This is a genomic window from Actinoplanes sp. CA-252034 (genome assembly GCF_050956125.1).
GTDB lineage: Bacteria > Actinomycetota > Actinomycetes > Mycobacteriales > Micromonosporaceae > Actinoplanes.
The window spans coordinates 10,728,042-10,745,169 of the sequence record NZ_CP191846.1; the positions used below are offsets into that span (position 1 = coordinate 10,728,042).

At 69.2% G+C, this 17,128-nt stretch carries 20 protein-coding genes and 1 pseudogene; 17 read left to right on the plus strand and 4 right to left on the minus strand.

The window, feature by feature from the left end; genetic code table 11:
* Positions 1 to 25 precede the first annotated feature (25 nt).
* From ACQPZW_RS48610 to ACQPZW_RS48650, 9 genes and pseudogenes are all read left to right on the plus strand, one after another.
* The gene (locus tag ACQPZW_RS48610) at positions 26 to 550 is read left to right on the plus strand and encodes a flavin reductase family protein (protein ID WP_433792734.1); all 525 of its coding nucleotides are present in this window, start codon (positions 26 to 28) and stop codon (positions 548 to 550) included.
* Positions 551 to 667: 117 nt separating this feature from the next.
* Positions 668 to 1,012, plus strand: coding sequence for a DUF485 domain-containing protein (locus ACQPZW_RS48615; protein ID WP_433792735.1), 345 nt, complete (start codon positions 668 to 670; stop codon positions 1,010 to 1,012).
* The gene (locus ACQPZW_RS48620) at positions 1,012 to 2,685 is read left to right on the plus strand and encodes a solute symporter family protein (RefSeq protein ID WP_433792736.1); all 1,674 of its coding nucleotides are present in this window, start codon (positions 1,012 to 1,014) and stop codon (positions 2,683 to 2,685) included. Before ACQPZW_RS48615 ends, ACQPZW_RS48620 begins: the two co-directional genes overlap by 1 nt.
* A gap of 138 nt (positions 2,686 to 2,823) precedes the next feature.
* The gene (locus tag ACQPZW_RS48625; RefSeq protein ID WP_433792737.1) at positions 2,824 to 4,002 is read left to right on the plus strand and encodes an LCP family protein; all 1,179 of its coding nucleotides are present in this window, start codon (positions 2,824 to 2,826) and stop codon (positions 4,000 to 4,002) included.
* Positions 4,003 to 4,115: 113 nt separating this feature from the next.
* Entirely contained in the window at positions 4,116 to 5,270 is a 1,155-nt protein-coding gene (locus ACQPZW_RS48630; RefSeq protein ID WP_433792738.1) for an LCP family protein, read from the plus strand.
* A 20-nt stretch (positions 5,271 to 5,290) separates the two neighbouring features.
* Complete coding sequence (locus ACQPZW_RS48635) at positions 5,291 to 5,626, plus strand: rhodanese-like domain-containing protein (protein WP_433792739.1); 336 nt, start codon at positions 5,291 to 5,293, stop codon at positions 5,624 to 5,626.
* Positions 5,623 to 6,414, plus strand: coding sequence for a glycerophosphodiester phosphodiesterase (locus ACQPZW_RS48640; RefSeq protein WP_433792740.1), 792 nt, complete (start codon positions 5,623 to 5,625; stop codon positions 6,412 to 6,414). The genes ACQPZW_RS48635 and ACQPZW_RS48640 overlap by 4 nt, the downstream gene beginning before the upstream one ends.
* A gap of 84 nt (positions 6,415 to 6,498) precedes the next feature.
* A pseudogene (locus ACQPZW_RS48645) lies at positions 6,499 to 7,622 on the plus strand (sensor histidine kinase).
* A gap of 28 nt (positions 7,623 to 7,650) precedes the next feature.
* Positions 7,651 to 8,568 carry a DUF5926 family protein gene (locus ACQPZW_RS48650; protein WP_433792741.1) on the plus strand — a complete coding sequence of 306 codons (918 nt, stop codon included), beginning with the start codon at positions 7,651 to 7,653 and terminating at the stop codon, positions 8,566 to 8,568.
* A gap of 97 nt (positions 8,569 to 8,665) precedes the next feature.
* Here the strand turns inward: ACQPZW_RS48650 and ACQPZW_RS48655 are convergent, their stop codons facing one another.
* The gene (locus tag ACQPZW_RS48655; RefSeq protein ID WP_433792742.1) at positions 8,666 to 9,856 is read right to left on the minus strand and encodes an arginine deiminase; all 1,191 of its coding nucleotides are present in this window, start codon (positions 9,854 to 9,856) and stop codon (positions 8,666 to 8,668) included.
* Between the two features lie 260 nt (positions 9,857 to 10,116).
* Here ACQPZW_RS48655 and ACQPZW_RS48660 point away from each other — a divergent pair, with 260 nt between their 5' ends.
* The 6 genes from ACQPZW_RS48660 (at position 10,117) to pheA (ending at position 13,409) form a co-directional block, all read left to right on the plus strand.
* Positions 10,117 to 10,833, plus strand: a complete 717-nt coding sequence (locus ACQPZW_RS48660) for a hypothetical protein (RefSeq protein ID WP_093621421.1) — start codon at positions 10,117 to 10,119, stop codon at positions 10,831 to 10,833.
* A 74-nt stretch (positions 10,834 to 10,907) separates the two neighbouring features.
* Positions 10,908 to 11,369, plus strand: a complete 462-nt coding sequence (locus tag ACQPZW_RS48665) for a hypothetical protein (RefSeq protein ID WP_433792743.1) — start codon at positions 10,908 to 10,910, stop codon at positions 11,367 to 11,369.
* A gap of 83 nt (positions 11,370 to 11,452) precedes the next feature.
* Complete coding sequence (locus ACQPZW_RS48670; RefSeq protein WP_433792744.1) at positions 11,453 to 11,839, plus strand: ACT domain-containing protein; 387 nt, start codon at positions 11,453 to 11,455, stop codon at positions 11,837 to 11,839.
* Positions 11,840 to 11,863: 24 nt separating this feature from the next.
* Positions 11,864 to 12,121, plus strand: coding sequence for a hypothetical protein (locus ACQPZW_RS48675; RefSeq protein WP_433792745.1), 258 nt, complete (start codon positions 11,864 to 11,866; stop codon positions 12,119 to 12,121).
* A 110-nt stretch (positions 12,122 to 12,231) separates the two neighbouring features.
* Positions 12,232 to 12,447, plus strand: coding sequence for a hypothetical protein (locus ACQPZW_RS48680; protein ID WP_433792746.1), 216 nt, complete (start codon positions 12,232 to 12,234; stop codon positions 12,445 to 12,447).
* Between the two features lie 20 nt (positions 12,448 to 12,467).
* Positions 12,468 to 13,409: a prephenate dehydratase gene (gene pheA / locus ACQPZW_RS48685; RefSeq protein WP_433792747.1), complete on the plus strand. Its 942-nt coding sequence runs from the start codon at positions 12,468 to 12,470 to the stop codon at positions 13,407 to 13,409.
* Here pheA and ACQPZW_RS48690 read toward each other — a convergent pair.
* The 3 genes from ACQPZW_RS48690 to ACQPZW_RS48700 are packed head-to-tail and all read right to left on the minus strand — an operon-like array spanning position 13,406 to position 15,025.
* Complete coding sequence (locus ACQPZW_RS48690) at positions 13,406 to 14,143, minus strand: AIM24 family protein (protein ID WP_433792748.1); 738 nt, start codon at positions 14,141 to 14,143, stop codon at positions 13,406 to 13,408. The genes pheA and ACQPZW_RS48690 overlap by 4 nt on opposite strands.
* A 41-nt stretch (positions 14,144 to 14,184) precedes the next feature.
* Positions 14,185 to 14,547, minus strand: coding sequence for a metallopeptidase family protein (locus ACQPZW_RS48695; protein ID WP_433792749.1), 363 nt, complete (start codon positions 14,545 to 14,547; stop codon positions 14,185 to 14,187).
* A 49-nt stretch (positions 14,548 to 14,596) separates the two neighbouring features.
* The gene (locus ACQPZW_RS48700; protein ID WP_433792750.1) at positions 14,597 to 15,025 is read right to left on the minus strand and encodes an OsmC family protein; all 429 of its coding nucleotides are present in this window, start codon (positions 15,023 to 15,025) and stop codon (positions 14,597 to 14,599) included.
* A 67-nt stretch (positions 15,026 to 15,092) separates the two neighbouring features.
* Here ACQPZW_RS48700 and ACQPZW_RS48705 point away from each other — a divergent pair, with 67 nt between their 5' ends.
* Complete coding sequence (locus ACQPZW_RS48705; RefSeq protein WP_433792751.1) at positions 15,093 to 15,755, plus strand: hypothetical protein; 663 nt, start codon at positions 15,093 to 15,095, stop codon at positions 15,753 to 15,755.
* Between the two features lie 54 nt (positions 15,756 to 15,809).
* Positions 15,810 to 17,066, plus strand: a complete 1,257-nt coding sequence (gene serS / locus ACQPZW_RS48710) for a serine--tRNA ligase (protein WP_433792752.1) — start codon at positions 15,810 to 15,812, stop codon at positions 17,064 to 17,066.
* The last annotated feature ends 62 nt before the right edge of the window (positions 17,067 to 17,128 follow it).

Consider the following 17,128-nt stretch of genomic DNA (forward strand, 5'->3'; position numbering starts at 1 on the left):
AATCTGTAATCGGGACAATGATCGGATGATGTCCGACGAGCCCGGTGGCCGCATCCACTCCGACGATCCGTTCGCCGTCCCGGAGACCGAGAAGTCGCAGGTGCGGCGCCTGCGCGGCCGGATCGCCGCGACCGTGACGCTGTGGACGGCGCCCGGTCCGGCGGGCCTGACCGTGTCCTCCGCGATGATCGCCGACGGCGAGCCCGGCCGGATGCTCGGCCTGATCGACGAGGAGAGCGACTTCTGGGAGGCCGCGTCGGCGGCCGGCCGGTTCGCGGTCACCCCGCTCACCCCGGCCGACCGGCAGCTCGCCGACCGGTTCGCCGGCCTCTTCCCGGCGCCGGGTGGGCTCTTCGCGTCGGGCGATTGGGAGCAGACGGAGTACGGTCCGGTTCCGGCCCACGCCACCACCTGGGCCGGGTGCGCCCTGGACGGCAGCCGCCCGTGCGGGTGGGCTCTGCTACTCGACGGAGTGATCGAGACGGTCCGGGCTGGCTCCGGCGGGTCACCTCTGATCCACTACCGGGGCAGGTACACCGAGCTGGCCTGACTGCCGCTCAGCGCAGTCAGACCACCACTCAGCGCAGACCCCGACCGGCGGACGGTGACACGGCTCACTCCTTCGTACGGTGCCGGAAAGTCATCCCCCACGAAGGTGGTGAATCCCGTGCCGGCATCCGCCGAGAGATACCTCGAAGTGCAGCGCTCCGAGGAGTTCGCTCAACTACGTCACCGACTGCGCAGCTACATCTTCCCCACGACGGTCGCGTTCATCGTCTGGTACTCGCTGTACGTGCTGCTCTCCGCGTACGCGCGGGACTTCATGGCCATCAAGGTGATCGGCAACATCAACGTGGCGCTGATCTTCGGCGTCCTGCAGTTCGTCTCGACGTTCCTGATCGCGTGGCACTACTCGCGGTACGCGGCCCAGAAGCTGGACCCGCTCGCCGACGACATCTACAACACCCTGGAGAACGGCCCGACCACCGAGACCGGCGAGGACAAGGACTGATGGCTCCGCAGATCCTCGCGGCCGAGGCGGCTGCCAGCTCCCGTTCGCTCACCATCACGCTGTTCCTGGTCTTCGTGGCGATCACGCTGGGCATCACCATCTGGGCCAGCCGCCAGACCAAGACGGCCACCGACTTCTACGCCGGCGGCCGGCAGTTCTCCGGTTTCCAGAACGGCATGGCGATCGGCGGCGACTACATGTCCGCGGCATCGTTCCTCGGCATCGCCGGCATCATCGCCCTGTACGGCTACGACGGCTTCCTCTACTCGATCGGCTTCCTGGTCGCCTGGCTGGTGGCGCTGCTGCTGGTCGCCGAGTTCCTGCGTAACTCGGGCCGGTTCACCATGGCCGACGTGCTGGCGTTCCGGATGCGGCAGCGCCCCGTCCGTACCGCCGCCAGCGTCTCCACCATCGTGGTGTCGATCTTCTACCTGATCGCTCAGATGGTCGGCGCCGGCGCCCTGGTCTCGCTGCTGCTCGGCATCAAGCCGGACACCACGTTCCTGGGCATGGACGCGGGCACCGCCAAGGTGGCCACGATCATCCTGGTCGGTGCGCTGATGATCGTCTACGTGACGGTCGGCGGCATGAAGGGCACCACCTACGTCCAGATCGTCAAGGCGTTCATGCTGATGACCGGCGCGCTGATCATGGTGCTGCTGGTGCTCGCGCACTACAAGTTCAACCTGTCGGCGCTGCTCGGTGACGCCGCCGCACGGTCCGGCAAGGGCGCCGCGTTCCTGGAACCGGGCCTGCGCTACGGCGTCGAGACCGCCGGCGACGCGGCCAAGACGTTCTACAGCAAGATGGACCTGCTCTCGCTGGGTCTCGCGCTGGTGCTCGGCACCGCCGGCCTGCCGCACATCCTGACCCGCTTCTACACCGTGCCGACCAGCCGGATCGCGCGCAAGAGCGTGCTCTGGGCGATCGGCATCATCGGCACCTTCTACCTGTTCACCCTGGCCCTGGGCTTCGGCGCGGCGGCTCTGGTGGGCGGCAAGGAGATCACCGCTCAGGACAAGGCCGGCAACACGGCGGCCCCGCAGCTCGCCCAGCAGCTCGGCATCGACTACCTCGGTGGCGACACCGGTGGCGCGATCATGCTGGCGGTCATCGCGGCCGTCGCCTTCGCCACCATCCTGGCCGTGGTCGCCGGTCTCACCCTGGCCTCGTCGTCGAGCCTCGCGCACGACTTCTACGCCAGCGTGATCAAGCGGGGCAACGCCTCCGAGCGGGACGAGGTCCGGGTCGCCCGGTATTCAGCCCTGCTGATCGGCGCGGTCGCGATCGCCCTGTCGATCTTCGCGCAGAGCCTGAACGTCGCCTTCCTGGTCGCGCTGGCCTTCGCGGTGGCGGCCTCGGCGAACCTGCCGGCGATCCTCTACAGCCTGTTCTGGCGCCGCTTCAACACCGCGGGCGCGCTGTGGTCCATCTACGGCGGCCTGGCCTCCGCAGTGATCCTCGTGTTCTTCTCCCCGGTGGTGTCCGGCTCGGCCACCGCGATGTTCCCGAACGAGGACTGGCACTTCTTCCCGCTGTCCAACCCGGGCATCATCTCGATCCCGCTCGGCTTCTTCTTCGGCTGGCTCGGCACCATCCTCTCCAAGGAGACGGACCCGGAGAAGTACGCGGAGCTGGAGGTACGGGCCGTGACCGGCCACGGAGCGCACTGACCTGACCTTTCTCCGCAGTGCCACGGACCGGCGCAGTCGCCAGCGCCGGTCCGTGTCCGTGTCGTCACTCCTCCCACCTTCGTGCCGAAGCGGAGACGACGAGCCGGATCAACCGTCGGCACTACGTAACCTTGTGACATGTCTGCCACCACCTCTCCCAGCGGCAACTCCTCCGGACGATCGTCCGTGCCCGGGCCGGGACGTCCCGACCGGGGTCAGCCCCCGCACGGCGCCTCCTACGGTGGTGACGACTTCCAGCCGGCCGGCCCGCGCGGGCCGCGCCCTCCCGGCGGCACCGGCCGCGCCTACAACGGCGGTCGCCGGCCGCGTCCCCGATGGGGCCGCATCGCCATGGTCGCGGGCGGGATCGTCCTGGTCCTCGCGATCGTCGCGGGCATCTCGGCGTACGGCTACTTCTCCGGCCTCGACGACGATCTGAAGCGGACCAACGCCTTCTCCGGGCTCACCGCGGACCGCCCCGGCAAGGCCGTCGAGGGCGCCTTCAACATCCTGCTGATCGGCACCGACTCGCGTGACCCGGATGCCGTGCAGGACAAGGCGAACCAGTGGCGCGCCGACACGCTGATCCTCATGCACGTGCCGGACGACCACAAGTCCGCCCAGCTCATCTCGATCCCGCGGGACCTGTGGGTGAGCATCCCGACCGAGGACAACGCACCGTGCGGCACCAGCAGCCGGGCGAAGATCAACGCGGCGTTCGCCTTCGGTGGCATCCCGCGCGCGGTCCGTACCGTCGAGTGCATGACCGACGTGCGCATCGACCACGTCATGACGATCGACTTCAGCGGCTTCAAGGAGGTCACCGACGCGCTCGGCGGCGTCGACCTCAAGGTCGAGCAGGACATCACCTCGATCCACAAGCCCTTCCGCGAGTTCAAGAAGGGCACGATGCACATGAACGGGGCTCAGGCCCTGGACTGGGTGCGCCAGCGCAAGCAGTTCGCCCGTGGCGACTTCGCCCGCATGCAGCACCAGCAGGACTTCCTGAAGGCGATCATGGACAAGGCGGCGAGCAGCGGCACGCTGACCAGCCCCTCGAAGCTCGACGACTTCCTCAAGTCGGTGACCAAGGCGGTCACGGTCGACGAGACGTTCTCGCTGTCCGACATGGCGGTCCAGTTCCGCAACCTGCGTGGCGAGAATCTCACCTTCATCACCAGCCCCAACAAGGGCAGCGAGACGATCGACGGCCAATCGGTCGTGGTCGCCGACCGGGAGAAGGCGCTGGCCCTCTACAAGGCGGTGGCCGGCGACAAGATGACCGACTGGCTCGCGGCCAACCCGGTCAAGAAGTGAGCGCCGGCTGTCAGAGAGCTATGACTTCATCTTGAAACCAGAAAGATCTTCAGCTGAGGTATGAGCCGTCCGTAAGGTGATGCAGCCCCCGATCTCTCCCCCTGGAGTGCTGCATGACCGTCACGGCGAATCGGCCGTCGCCACCAGTCGTGCCACCGGCACCCCCAGCGAAGATCCGCAAGCGTCGGTCACCGCTCTGGGCGCGACTCTCCGTCACGGCCGGAGTGGTGCTGATGATCGCCGGCGGGGGTGGCCTGATCGGCGGCAAGATGCTGATCAGCCAGACCACCGAGACGATCGAGGTCCAGGACCTCACCGGTGACGCGAAGAAGACGGTCGAGGAGGGTGGCGGCGCCACCATCGAGGGGCCGATCGACCTGCTGCTGATGGGTGTCGACAAGCGGGCCAGCTGGTCCGACGACACCCTGCACGCGGACACCATCATCATCCTGCACATCCCGGCCACCCACGACCAGGCGTTCCTGATCTCCGTGCCCCGGGACACCGAGGTCGAGACGCCGGCGTTCGCGAAGAGCAAGTGGGAGGGCGGCACGGTCAAGGCGACCGAGGCGTTCTACTGGGGAGCACAGAACGGCGCCGGCGCGGCCGGTGGGGCGCAACTCCTGGCCAAGACGCTGAAGAACATGACCGGCATCAGCTTCGACGGCGCCGCGATCATCAACTTCAACGGCTTCAAGGGTGTGATCGACGAGCTCGGCGGCGTGGACATGTGCGTCGACCAGCAGGTCACCTCGAAGCACCTGGGCCTGATCGACGGCAAGCCGGTCTACCTCACCGACGCCGCCAGAGAGGGCCTGAACCCGAAGCCGGTGGTGCACAAGGTGGGCTGCCGCAAGATGGCGGGCTGGGAGGCGCTCGACTACGCCCGCCAGCGGTACGGGCTCAAGAACGGCGACTACGACCGGCAGCGGCACCAGCAGCAACTGCTCAAGGCGATGGCCAAGAAGGCGTCCGACAGCGGTGTGATGACCAACCCGCTCAAGATCAGTTCGCTGATCAAGTCGGCGGGCAGCGCCTTCACCCTGGACATCGGCGACATCGAACTGCCCGACTTCGCGCTCGGCATGAAGAACGTGGCGGCCAACGACATGGTGCTGCTGCGGACCAACAGCGGCACGTTCTCCAGCAACGGCAACGGGCGTGAGCAGTTCCAGGACATCAGCCTGCAGATGTTCCAGGCGGCGAAGAAGGATCAGCTGGGCGAGTTCGTACTCGATCATCCCGAGGTCGTCGCCAACGAGAAGTGAGCAGCCTTTAGTCTTGTCAGGTGTTCGGACCTCAGGTTCCCAGCGTGACCGCTGATCAAGTCGATCCCGGCGTCTACCTGCTCGACGTGCGTGAGCCCGACGAGTGGGAGGCCGGCCACGCGCCCGGCGCCCACCACCTGCCGATGATGGAGATCCCGGCCCGGATGGCCGAGGTGCCCACCGACGGCGAGGTGGTCGTGGTGTGCCGGGCCGGCGGGCGCTCCGGTCAGGTCGTGGCCTATCTGATGAACAACGGATGGGACAACGTTCGCAACCTCGACGGCGGCATGCAGTCGTGGGCCGCTCTCGGCAAGGACGTGGTGACCGACAACGGACAGCCGGCCCGCGTGCTGTGACCAGCGGGTACCGTCCTCTGGTCTTCGCCCATCGCGGTGGAGCCGACGCGCTGCCCGAGCACACGCTCGGCGCCTACCTGCGCGCACTCGACGAGGGCGCCGACGGCCTGGAGTGCGATGTCCGGCTGACCCGCGACGGGCACCTGGTCTGCGTGCACGACAGCAAGCTCGACCGCACCAGCGACGGCCGGGGCCGGGTCAGCTCGAAGACCCTGGCCGAGCTCGACGAGCTGAACTTCGGCTCCTGGCATCCCGGCTATCCGGCCGACGCCGAGCTGCCCCACCTGTCCCGGCTGCTCACGCTGGAGCGGCTGCTGGAGGCGGTGCGGTCCTCCGGCCGCCCGGTGCGGCTGCTGATCGAGACGAAGCACCCGTCGCGCTACGGCGCCGAGGTGGAGCGCAGGCTGATCCGGATGCTGCGGCACTACGGCCTGGCCGATCCGAAACCGGACGACGACGTACAGGTCACCGTGATGTCCTTCGCGGCGCTCGCGCTGCGCCGGGTCCGGGCCCAGGCGCCCGGTCTGCCCACGGTCTATCTGATGGAGCTGGTCCCTCCGGGAGCCGGCCGGGGCCGGCTGCCGTTCGGCGCCAGAACCGCCGGGCCGGGCGTCGAGTTGATCAGAGCGCGCCCGGCGCTGTTGCCGGCACTCCGGGCGGCCGGCCATCAGGTGTATGTCTGGACGGTCAACGACGAGGCGGATCTGAGTCTGGTGCTGGAGCACCGCGTGGATGGAGTGATCACCGACCGTCCCCGGTTCGTGCTGGAGCAACTCAACCGAGTGTGACCTACACCACTGAGAGCCGTTAAGCCCCAGGATTCGCTTAGGTTCGTCTGCCCAAAACCCGGCGGGCGAGGCAAACTCGCAGGCATGCCGGAACGCCCCGATTTCGCGGCCCTGACCCGCGGTCAGGTGGCGATCCTCGGCCGCCTCAACTCCGGCGACGCGGGCCTGTCGGTGCTCCAGCAACTCGTCGCCCTGGCCGAGGAGACCCTGGGCGCGCGCGGCGCAGCCTTCACGGAGCTCGCGGCGGACCACGGCCGGATCATCGTGGCGACCGGGGTGTGGGCGCCGGCACTGGGCCGCCGGGTGGATCTCCGGTCCGATCCGGTCGCCGACCTCGTCGAGGGCGTCGACCCCGGCCACCTGCTCGGTGTCCGGTGCGAGCATCGCGGCCGGGAGGTCGGCTCCCTGCACGTCTACCTGGACGGCGAGCCCGGCCCGGAGTTCGGTGTCGTCCTCGATCTGCTGACCGGCCTGGTCGGCCGCCTCTACGGGCTGAACACGGGGCTCCCGGCGCACGACGACCCCAAGCCCGACGCCGACCGCGACCTGTGGGTGGCGGTCACCAGTCACGAGCTGCGCACGCCGGTCACCGTGATCAAGGGTATGCGGACACGCTCACCAACCACTGGGAGAGCCTGGGCGAGCCGGGCCGGCGCGAGGCGGTCCGGGTGATCGGCGCCCGGGCCGGCGAGCTCGCCCGGCTGGTGGACCGGTTGCTCTCCGCCGCGAGCGAGGAGGACGGCGGGGTGGGCGCCGCCCCGGCCGGCCCGTTCGACCTCGTGGAGGCGTTGCGGGAGGCCGCCGCCACACTGCCCGGCGATCTCCGGGAGCGGCTGGTGCTGTCACACATGCCGGAGGGACTACCGAAGGCGTACGGGTCGCGCGACTCGATCGCCACCATCCTCACCGAGCTGGCCACCAACGCCGAGAAGTACTCGGACCCGGACACCACGGTCGAGGTGTGCGCCGGGACCGACGACGACACGTTGCGGTTCCGGGTCTCCGACCGGGGCGCCGGCATCGCCCCCGAGCACGTGGAGCACGCCTTCGACCGCTACTGGCAGGCCGACTCGGTGCATCACCGGGCCGGCGCCGGGCTCGGCCTCTACCTGGTCAGGCGGCTGGTGGAGCGGCAGAACGGATGGGTGTCACTGCGCCCCCGGGAGGGCGGCGGCACGGTCGCCGAGGTGCGGCTACCCCGGGCGTGAGCCACTGCTGAGCGACTTTGGGTGGCCCATGTCACCGGATCGCGGGAATGACCGCTTACCCTGGTTCCCCGTGAGCAAGCGTCGCAAGTCCCGCGAAACCGCACCGAAGACGAAGGTGCGCGACATCTTCGTCGCCCGCCCGTTCGAGGGCCTGGCCGACGAGCCGGAATGGATCGCTCTGCGCGAGCTGGTCCCGGCCGCGTCCGCGCCGCTGACCCTCAAACCGGAGATCGTCGAGGAGTACGGCGACCGCTCGGTCACCCTGTCGACGGTGCTGCCGATGGCGTGGCCGGCCATGTCCCGCCGTGACGGGCACGTCTTCATCGGCCTGCAACGGCACGTCCAGTCCGGGGACGTGTCCCGTGACCTGGCCGTGGCGATCCTGAGCGCGCTGCAGACCGAGCCCGGTAACACCGTGTCGGTGCCGGCTCTGCCCGGTGAGGGCCCGCGCCTGCAGGACATCCTGGTCGACAACCCGCTCGAGATCGCCATGCACGAGGGCTTCGAGTACTGGCTGGACCCGGAGCAGATGCAGGACGGCACCGTGAAGGCGTCACTGGAGCGGGCCAACGCCTCGATCTACCCGACCGTGCGGCTGGCCGCGGCCAAGGCGGCGTACTGGTGCCGGGTCGCCCCGGACAAGAGCCACGTCCGCTGGGTGCTCAGCGAGCCGGAGGACCAGGCGCTGAACGCGCTGTCGCGGCTGTCCGCCTCGGGTGACCTGCTGCTCGGTGAGGACACCAAGTTCGCCGGCATGTTCCGGGCGCACGGCCTGCTCGTCCCGGTGTGGGACGTTCCGGGTGAGCCGGAGGGCGCCGAGTTCGAGGCTGTGCTGGCCGATTTCGCCAAGCGCTACCACGACATCCTGGCCGTCGACGAACCGCTGGACGCCGCCGCCCGGCGCGCGAAGCAGGGCCTCATCGGCCGCCAGCTGACCCTGCGTTGATTGCCTTCGCTGCCCCTCGGCGGCATTGCGCCCTTTGAGCCGACGTCGAGGGCGCCGAGCCCTCGACGTCGGCGGGCGCAATGCGCGTCCGTCCCACTCAACCCTTCAGTGGGTCGCGTTGGATGGGGCAGCTCATGCAGCGCGGGCCGCCGCGGCCCGAGCCCAGCTCGGAGCCGCTGATCCGGACCACCTCGATGCCGGCGCGCTCCAGTTGGGCGTTGGTCTCGACGTTGCGTTCGTAGGCGACGCAGAGCCGGGGCGCGATGGCGAGTGTGTTGTTGCCGTCGTCCCACTGCTCGCGTTCGGCGGTGACCGGGTCCAGGCCGGTGTCGATGACCCGCAGCCGGTCGATGCCCATCGCCTCGGCCGCCGCCTCCAGGAACGGGCGGGGCGGCCGGACACGCAACTCGTCGCCGTCGCCGGTGATCGTCCACGCCTGCAGGCTGTCGGCGAGATTCGGATACATCACCACCGCGTCGACGTCCACCATGGTGCAGACGGTGTCCAGGTGCATGGTGGCGCGCTCCTGGGCGATCGGCACGGCCAGCACGGTGTGCGCTAGGCCGGCCGCGATGACCCGCTTGGCGAGCCGCTCGGCGCCGGCCGGGGTGGTCCGCTCGCCGACGCCGATGGCCAGCACCTCCGGGGCGAGGACCAGCACGTCCCCACCCTCGACGTGCTCCAGGGACGGGTCGAAGAGCAACTGGGCGCCGGCGAACCGGGGATGGTGTCGGTAGATGGCGTGGGTGAGCGTGGTCTCCCGGCGGCGCGCGCGCATCGCGAGGCTGGTGACCGCCACCCGGTCGCGCACCCACACCGACGTGTCACGGGTGAACAGCAGATTGGGCAGCGGATCGATGACGAAGTCGTGACGATCCATCATCTCGTAGACGAGACCGCCGCCACTCGACTTGATCTCCTCGTGGGCCAGGCCGGCGACCAGGATCTCACCCAGCCGGTCCGGGTCCTGATCGGCCAGGTAGCCGGCGACGGTGGCCCGCAGCGAGTCACCGAGCCGGCGGGCGGCCAGCACCCCGGCGGTCAACTCGACCCGGGCCTCCGGGAGGGTGAGGGTCTCGGCGAGCAGGTCACCGAGGTAGAGGACCTCGACTCCGCGGGTGCGCAGCGCCTCAGCGAAAGCATCGTGCTCCTCCTGCGCCCGGCTCACCCATGGGATCCCATCGAAGAGCAGTGAGTCGTTGTTCCGGGGTGTGAGGCGTGCGAGTTCCGCTGACGGACGGTGCAGCAGTACGGTACGGAGGCGGCTGACTTCACTGTCGACGTACACAAGCCTGACGTTAGTCCGTACCGAGCGCTATCGGGTCGTGACGTTGTGACTAGATCTTGGGACGGCCATGCATCAGCAGGGGGCGGGGGATAGCTTGAGAAGGTGCACATGCACCATCCGAAAGAAGATGTTGTCGTGAATGCGGCATTCATCCATACTCACTCCCCTTTCTTTCCCACCCGCCGCCCTGTTCCGTAGGGACGCGAGCACGTACGGTAGTTGGAAAAGAGAGCCCGACAGACCTTTTGCCGGAGGTCGCAGTGACTGTCTTCCCCGCCCGCCCCGCGCTGCCCATGCCGTCACAAACGTCCACAGCTGTGGACCGTAGGCATCCGTCCTCTCTCGTGGACGAGCCGCCGCGCATCATCACACCCACCGAGTGGGCGCGCCGTCGTCGCGCCGAGCGCGGTGTCCGCCGCCTCGAGGCTGCCGGAGCCCGCGCCCTCACCAGGCTCGATCGTCTCGGGCCCAACTGGCACATCGTGGACTGGCCGCGGACCGATGTCTCGCAGGCCTACTACGAGCCCAACCCGGCCGACGAGCGTGCCGGATTCCTCGCGATCGGCCCCGGTGGCGTCTATGCCGTCACGGTGGTCGATCACGGTCGTTCCCGGGTCCTGATCGCCGGTGACGTGGTCCAGATCAACGGAAAGCGCCCGGAGTACGTGGTGGAGGCCCGCAAGGACGCCCGCCGTGCCGCCAAGGCGCTCACCTCCGTCGTCGGGCTCAACGTGCCGGTGACCGCCGTGCTCACCTTCGTGGGCAACGGCGTGATCAGCGTCCACGGCCTGCCCAAGGACTGTCTCGTCTCCACCGACAAGGAGCTCGACCGCCTGCTCATCGCGGGTGGCGCGAAGATCTCCCCGTCGACGGCGAACAAGCTGTCCGCGGTCGCCCACCACCCGGGCACATGGTCGAACTACTCTTCGTACAGCAACGGACAGACGGCCGCTGACAAGCGGCTGAGCCGCCGGTAACGTTCCTTGCGACGCCATCGCGGGCCGGCGTTCTGCGCCGGCCCTGCGATGTGAAGAGGAGCGAGGAGGAGCCGGTGGCGCATGTTGAGCTCTCCCTCTCGGGAGCGTTCGTCCCCCAGGCCCGGACACCGTCGGAGGCCGAGTTCATCTCGGGCGTCGAGCGCTGGACGATGACGGTCGCGGCGGCCGACGAGCCCTGCCTGGTGATCGACGTCGAGGGCTCGATAGTCGCGGTCTCCCCGTCGGGGAGCGAGCTGCTCGGCCTGGGCAAGCCCGCCGACGCGGTCGGCCTGCGCTTCAGTGCCGCGGTGCACCTCATCGACTTCACCGCGGGCGGTGGCCGCCTGGAGGACCCCGAGGCGGAGAACATCCCGCCCCTGCTCGCGCTGCGCAGTGAGCGACTCGCCCGCGGCCTGATACGGGTGGTCCCGGGTGAGGGCGTGGCGCCGCTGACGGTCGACGCGATCTCGACGCCGCTGACGGTGGGCGGCCAAGTCGCGGGAACGCTGACCTTCCTGTCCCCGGTACGATATTGACGTCCCTTTTGTTCCGTACGATGTGTCGTTCACCGCACGCGGCAACCGTTGGACGTTACAGATCCGCAACGTAGTCTGCGAACATGCTCGATCTAGACCTGTTACCGGGTGAATACGCGGTGTGTCGGCTTCCGGCCGGTTCCACCCTGCCCGCCACGCTGACCGCAGGTCCGGACGACAAGAGCGTCATCTCGGTGACGTGGGGCGTCGACGAGCTCTCGGTGATCTGCCCCAACGACCGGGTGCCGGAGAATGCGGAGGTCGACACGGCGTGGCGATGTCTGCGCGTGGCCGACCTCACCCTGGCCATGACCGGGGTGCTCGCGTCGCTGGTCGGGCCGCTCGCCGAGGCCCGCGTCAACATCGTGACCTTCTCGACGTATGACACGGACTATCTGCTCGTGCCCACGGTGCGGCTGACCGAGGCGGTCAACACGCTGACCGCGGCCGGGCACCGGATCGCCAGCTGACGATTTCGCTCCTACCATGAGCGCGTGTCCCCCCGCACACGCCTGCTCGTGCCGGCCGCCGGCCTGCTGCTCCTGAGTGCCTGCGGCGCCCCGCCCGAGCCCCTGCCGACCTCGCCGCCACTGCCGCGAGCCGGTGGCAGCGTGCCCGCCGGCAGCGCCCCCGTCGGCAGCGCCCCGCCCGGCGGGCCGGTGCCGCCGTCGATCTACTCGCCGCCGCCCATGGCCACCCCGACGTACTCGTATCCGACATACAGGTATCCCACGCCCACGCCCCCCGACTGACGACCACACCGCCGACCACCCCGGCCGGACCGGCGCCGTCCTACGCCCCGCGATGCACCGGGGAGCCGACCGGGGCGCAGATCATCACTCTGGCCAAGAGCAGTCCCGCCGTGCCGGACAAGAACGTGAACGTGCTGGACGGGCCGTATTGTGCGGGCGGCTGGAGCTACACCACGATCGGGATGACCGGGGCCGAGCCGCTGTCCGTGGTCGCCACCGGCACCGGCACCACACTGACGCTGGTCACCGTGGGCACCGACGTGTGCAACCCGACGGTCCGGACCCGCGCGCCGGCCGGGATCAGGGCGATGGCCTGCGGCTCCTGAGGTTGACTAGACTTTCGCGAATGCCTGGTACGCCGCCCATGCGCTTCGCCTACCTCGGTCCCGAGGGCACCTTCACCGAGGCCGCCCTGCGCACCATTCCCGCGGCTGAGCGCGGGGTTCGTACTCCCGCGCGCAGTGTGCCCGAGGCTCTCGAGGCCGTCCGTGCCGGAGAGGCCGACGCCGCGCTGGTCCCCCTGGAGAACTCGGTGGGCGGCGCCGTCCCGGTCACCCTCGACGAGCTGATCACCGGCAGCCCTCTGATGATCACGCGGGAGGTGCTGCTGCCGGTCGAGTTCGTGCTCGCCGCCCGTGCGCTGACGCCGCTCGCCGCGATCCGCTCGGTCGCCGCGCACCCGCAGGCGTCCGCGCAGTGCCGGCGCTGGCTGCAGGCCAACGTCCCGGACGCGGTCGTCGTCGACGTGCTCTCCAACGCCGCCGCCGCGATCAGCGCCGCCACCGGCGAACACGACGCCGCCCTGTGCGCGCCGATCGGGGTGGACCGCAACAACCTGGCCGTGTTGGCCGAGAAGGTCGCCGACCGGGCCGAGGCGGTCACCCGCTTCGCGCTGCTCACCAGGCCCGGAGCACCGACCACGCCGACCGGCGACGACGTCACCTCGCTGGCCGTCTCGATCCGGCACGACCAGGTCGGCGCGCTCCTCGCGGTGCTCACCGAGCTGGCCGTGCGGGGTGTCAACCTGTCCCGGATCGAGTCCCGGCCGACCGGGGAGCAGTTGGGGACGTACTTCTTCTTCCTCGACTGCACCGGGCACGTCGCCGAGGCCCGCGTCGGAGAGGCCCTGCAGGGCCTGCGGCGCATCTGCGCCGAGGTCCGGTTCCTCGGCAGCTACCCGAAGCACCGCCTCCAGCCCGAGCCGCCGGTGGCGGCGCCGCCGGGCCTGTCCGACCGCGCCTTCACCGACTCGGCGGCCTGGCTGGAGGGCCTGCGCACCGGACGCTAATCGTCGAAGAGGTCGCCCAGGATGCTGCCGCCGCTGCTGGACTTCTTCTCCGCCACGCGGACCGCACCGCCGGGCGGCTCCTCCGACGGCTGGACGATGACGAAGCCCTGCCCGGCGAAACTCATCGTGAAACGCTCACCCGTGCTGCGGCCCAGCAGGGTGCCGAGGTTGAACTGCTCGGCCTTGTGGAAACCGGTCTGCAGGTTCGCCGACCAGGCGATCGCCGCCTGCGGATCGACGAAGGTGGGCTGGTCGACGTTGAGCACCACGGGCGTGCCCCGGGTGGTGACCGCGATCCGGCCGTGCCCGCTGAAGACGCAGTTGAACAAGCCCGCGCTGGAGAACATGCCGGCGCCCTGGACCATCTTGATGTCGTAGTTCAGCGACGAGTCGAAGGCCAGCACGTTCGCCCCGTTGATGGAGAGCGCGTCGCCGGGCTCCAGATCGATCAGGTGGATGTCGGCCGCGTTCTCGGCGAGGAAGACGTCGCCGTTGCCGCGGACACGCATCAGCGGGACGCCCTCGCCCGTCAGTTTCTGCTTGAGGAACTTGCCGAGGCCCCCGGAGCCGAGCGCCTCGAACGTCACCTGCCCCTGGTAGGCGACCATCGACCCGGTCCGGGCCAGGAATTCACCGTTCAGTTCGGCCTTGAGGAGTTTCGAGTTCTGCAGCCGCAGACCCGGCTGGCTGTGCTCTTTCTCCAGGTTTTCGGCCGAGAAGAGTTCGCTGCGCATGACACGAGCGTAGGGCCGGCCGACAACTGCGAGCCCTCTGTTCAGCCCCAGCCGAGGTCGTGCAGCCGCTGATCGTCGATGCCGAAATGGTGGGCGATCTCGTGGACCACCGTCACGGCCACCTCGTCGACCACGTCCTCCTCGGAGTCGCACATCTTGAGCGTGGGCAGCCGGAAGATCGTTATCCGGTCGGGCAGCGCGCCGGCGTAGTCCCAGCCGCGCTCGGTCAGCGCGGTGCCCTCATACAGCCCGAGAAGATCGTCGCCACCACCCGGCGGCAGATCCTCGACCAGGAAGACCACGTTGTTCATGAGCGACATCAGCTCGACGGGCACCTCGTCGAGCGCCTCGCCCACCAACTCCTCGAAGCGTTCAGGACTCATATCGACCGGCACACGACCCATTGTGCCCGGGTTCCCGGCGCGGCCGATCGCGGCCGCGCCGGGGACTGTCTCAGGCGAGCTTCGCGACCAGGCTGATCTCGGCGCCCGGCTTGAGCAGCCGCGAGATCGGGCAGTTCTCCTTGGCGGACTCGGCGAGCTCCTGGAACTTCGCGTCGTCGATGCCGGGGACGTCGCCGACCGTCTCCAGGTCGATACGGGAGACGCCGAAGCCGGCGTCGGTCTTGTCCAGGTGGACCTTGGCCACGGTCTCCACCGAGGTCGGCGTGAAGCCGGCGTCGGCGAGGCCCTTGGAGAAGGCCATCGAGTAGCAGCCGGCGTGCGCGGCGGCGATCAGTTCCTCGGGGTTGGTCCCCTCGCCCTCCTCGAAACGCGACTTGAAGGAGTAGGCGCCGGAGAGGCCACCCTTGCCGGTCTTGACGGTGCCGGAACCCTCGGTGAGGTTCCCTTCCCAGCGGGCTGAAGAAGAACGAATAGGCATACGCAGAACGCTATCCGATATGCCGCCCGTTGGTCCGCGGACCGCGCCAGGGGTCATCATGGATCCCATGGAGGAGTCGGTGATCACCTTCGGCGGCGGCGACGAGAAGCCCCGGCGGACGATCTTTCGTGACCTGGGACGTGACAGACGACTGCCGGTGCTCGTCGCCGGGCTCAGCGCGCTCTCGGCCTTCGGCTCACTGATCTCCGAGTGGCAGACGACCACCATCAACGTGCAGGAGGGCGACGGCGAGCAGCCGGCGGAGCCGCGGGTGCTGATCGCCAACCTCCTCGACCTCGGCGGCATGGGCGCCGGCTATCTGCTCGGATTGATCGTGCTGGTGGTCGCGGTCGTGCTCACCCTGTTCGGCCCGGGGCCCGGCCGGGCGTATACGAAGGTCGCGGGTCTCGCCGTCGGCGGTGTCCTGGTCGCGCTGCTCGTGTCGCTGGCGCACCACCTGGGCGACGCGAGCGCTGTCATCCCGAAGTTCTTCACGGCCTATGACTTCACCGGCTCCGAGGCGGTGCAGACGACATACGGGCGCGGGGTGTGGTGCGCCCTGGCCGCCGTGGGTCTCGCCCTGGTCGCGCTCTGGCTGCCCGAGCGGGCCGTCCGGACGGCGCCCGAGCCACCGGTCCTCGAACACGACGACGGACTCGACATGACCATCACACCGGCGACACCGTTCGCCTCCTCCCCCGGTGAGCTGGACCAGCCGCACCGATCGTGACACGGGGGATATCCGTGTGCTGATCGGACCAGGACGCCGGTAGGCTCGACAACCGTGATTGACCTGCGTCTGCTTCGTGAAGACCCCGACCTGATCCGCGCCAGCCAGCGGCTGCGCGGTGAGTCCACCGAGCTCGTGGATGCTCTGCTGAGCGCCGACGAGGAGCGCCGGGCCGCTACCCAGCGGTTCGAGACGGTCCGCGCCGAGCAGAAGTCCATCGGTAAGGAGGTCGCGAAGGCTTCCGGGGACGAGCGGGCGGCGCTGCTGGCCCGTACCAAGGATCTCGCTCTCGAAGTGAAGGCGGCCGAGGCCGCCGCGGGCGAGGCGGAGCAGGCGCTCAAGCGGGCACACCTGGCCGTGTCGAACGTGGTGGAGGGTGCGCCGCCCGGTGGCGAGGACGACTTCGTCGTGCTGCGTGAGGTCGGCGACAAGCCGCAGATCGCCGAGCCGAAAGACCACCTGGAGATCGGTGAGGCGCTGCGCGCCATCGACACCGAGCGTGGCGCGAAGGTGTCCGGGTCGCGGTTCTACTTCCTGACCGGGGTGGGCGCCCTGCTCCAGCTCGGCATGCTGCAGCTGGCCATCCAGCAGGCGGTCGAGCACGGATTCATCCCGTCGATCACGCCGACGCTGGTCCGGCCCGAGTCGATGGAGGGCACCGGCTACCTGGGCGCCCACGCCAGCGAGGTCTACCGGCTCGAGGCCGACGATCTCTACCTGGTCGGCACCTCGGAGGTGGCGCTCGCGGCGTACCACTCGAACGAGATCCTCGAGCTGAACGGGCCTCGCCGCTACGCGGGCTGGTCGTCGTGTTACCGCCGTGAGGCCGGCTCGCACGGCAAGGACGTGCGGGGCATCCTCCGCGTGCATCAGTTCGACAAGGTGGAGATGTTCTCCTTCTGCCGGCCGGAGGACGCCGCCGAGGAGCACCTGCGCCTGCTCGCCATGGAGGAGGAGATGCTGGCCAAGGTCGAGATCCCGTACCGGGTGATCGACGTGGCCGCCGGCGATCTCGGGTCGAGCGCGGTCCGCAAGTTCGACTGCGAGGCGTGGGTGCCGTCGCAACAGCGGTATCGCGAGGTCACCTCGACGTCGAACACCACCACGTTCCAGGCCCGCCGCCTCAACGTGCGGTACCGGGACGACAACGGCAAGCCGCAGACCGCCGCGACCCTCAACGGGACCCTCGCGACGACCCGTTGGCTGATCCCGATCCTGGAGAACCACCAGCAGCCGGACGGGTCGGTGCGCGTACCGAAGGCGCTCCAGCCGTTCCTCGGCGGCCGGGACATCCTCGAACCCGTTCGTTGACCTAGACGCAAGCGATCGGCTACCAGTTGTCATAGATGCTGGTAGCCGATCGGGTGTAACGT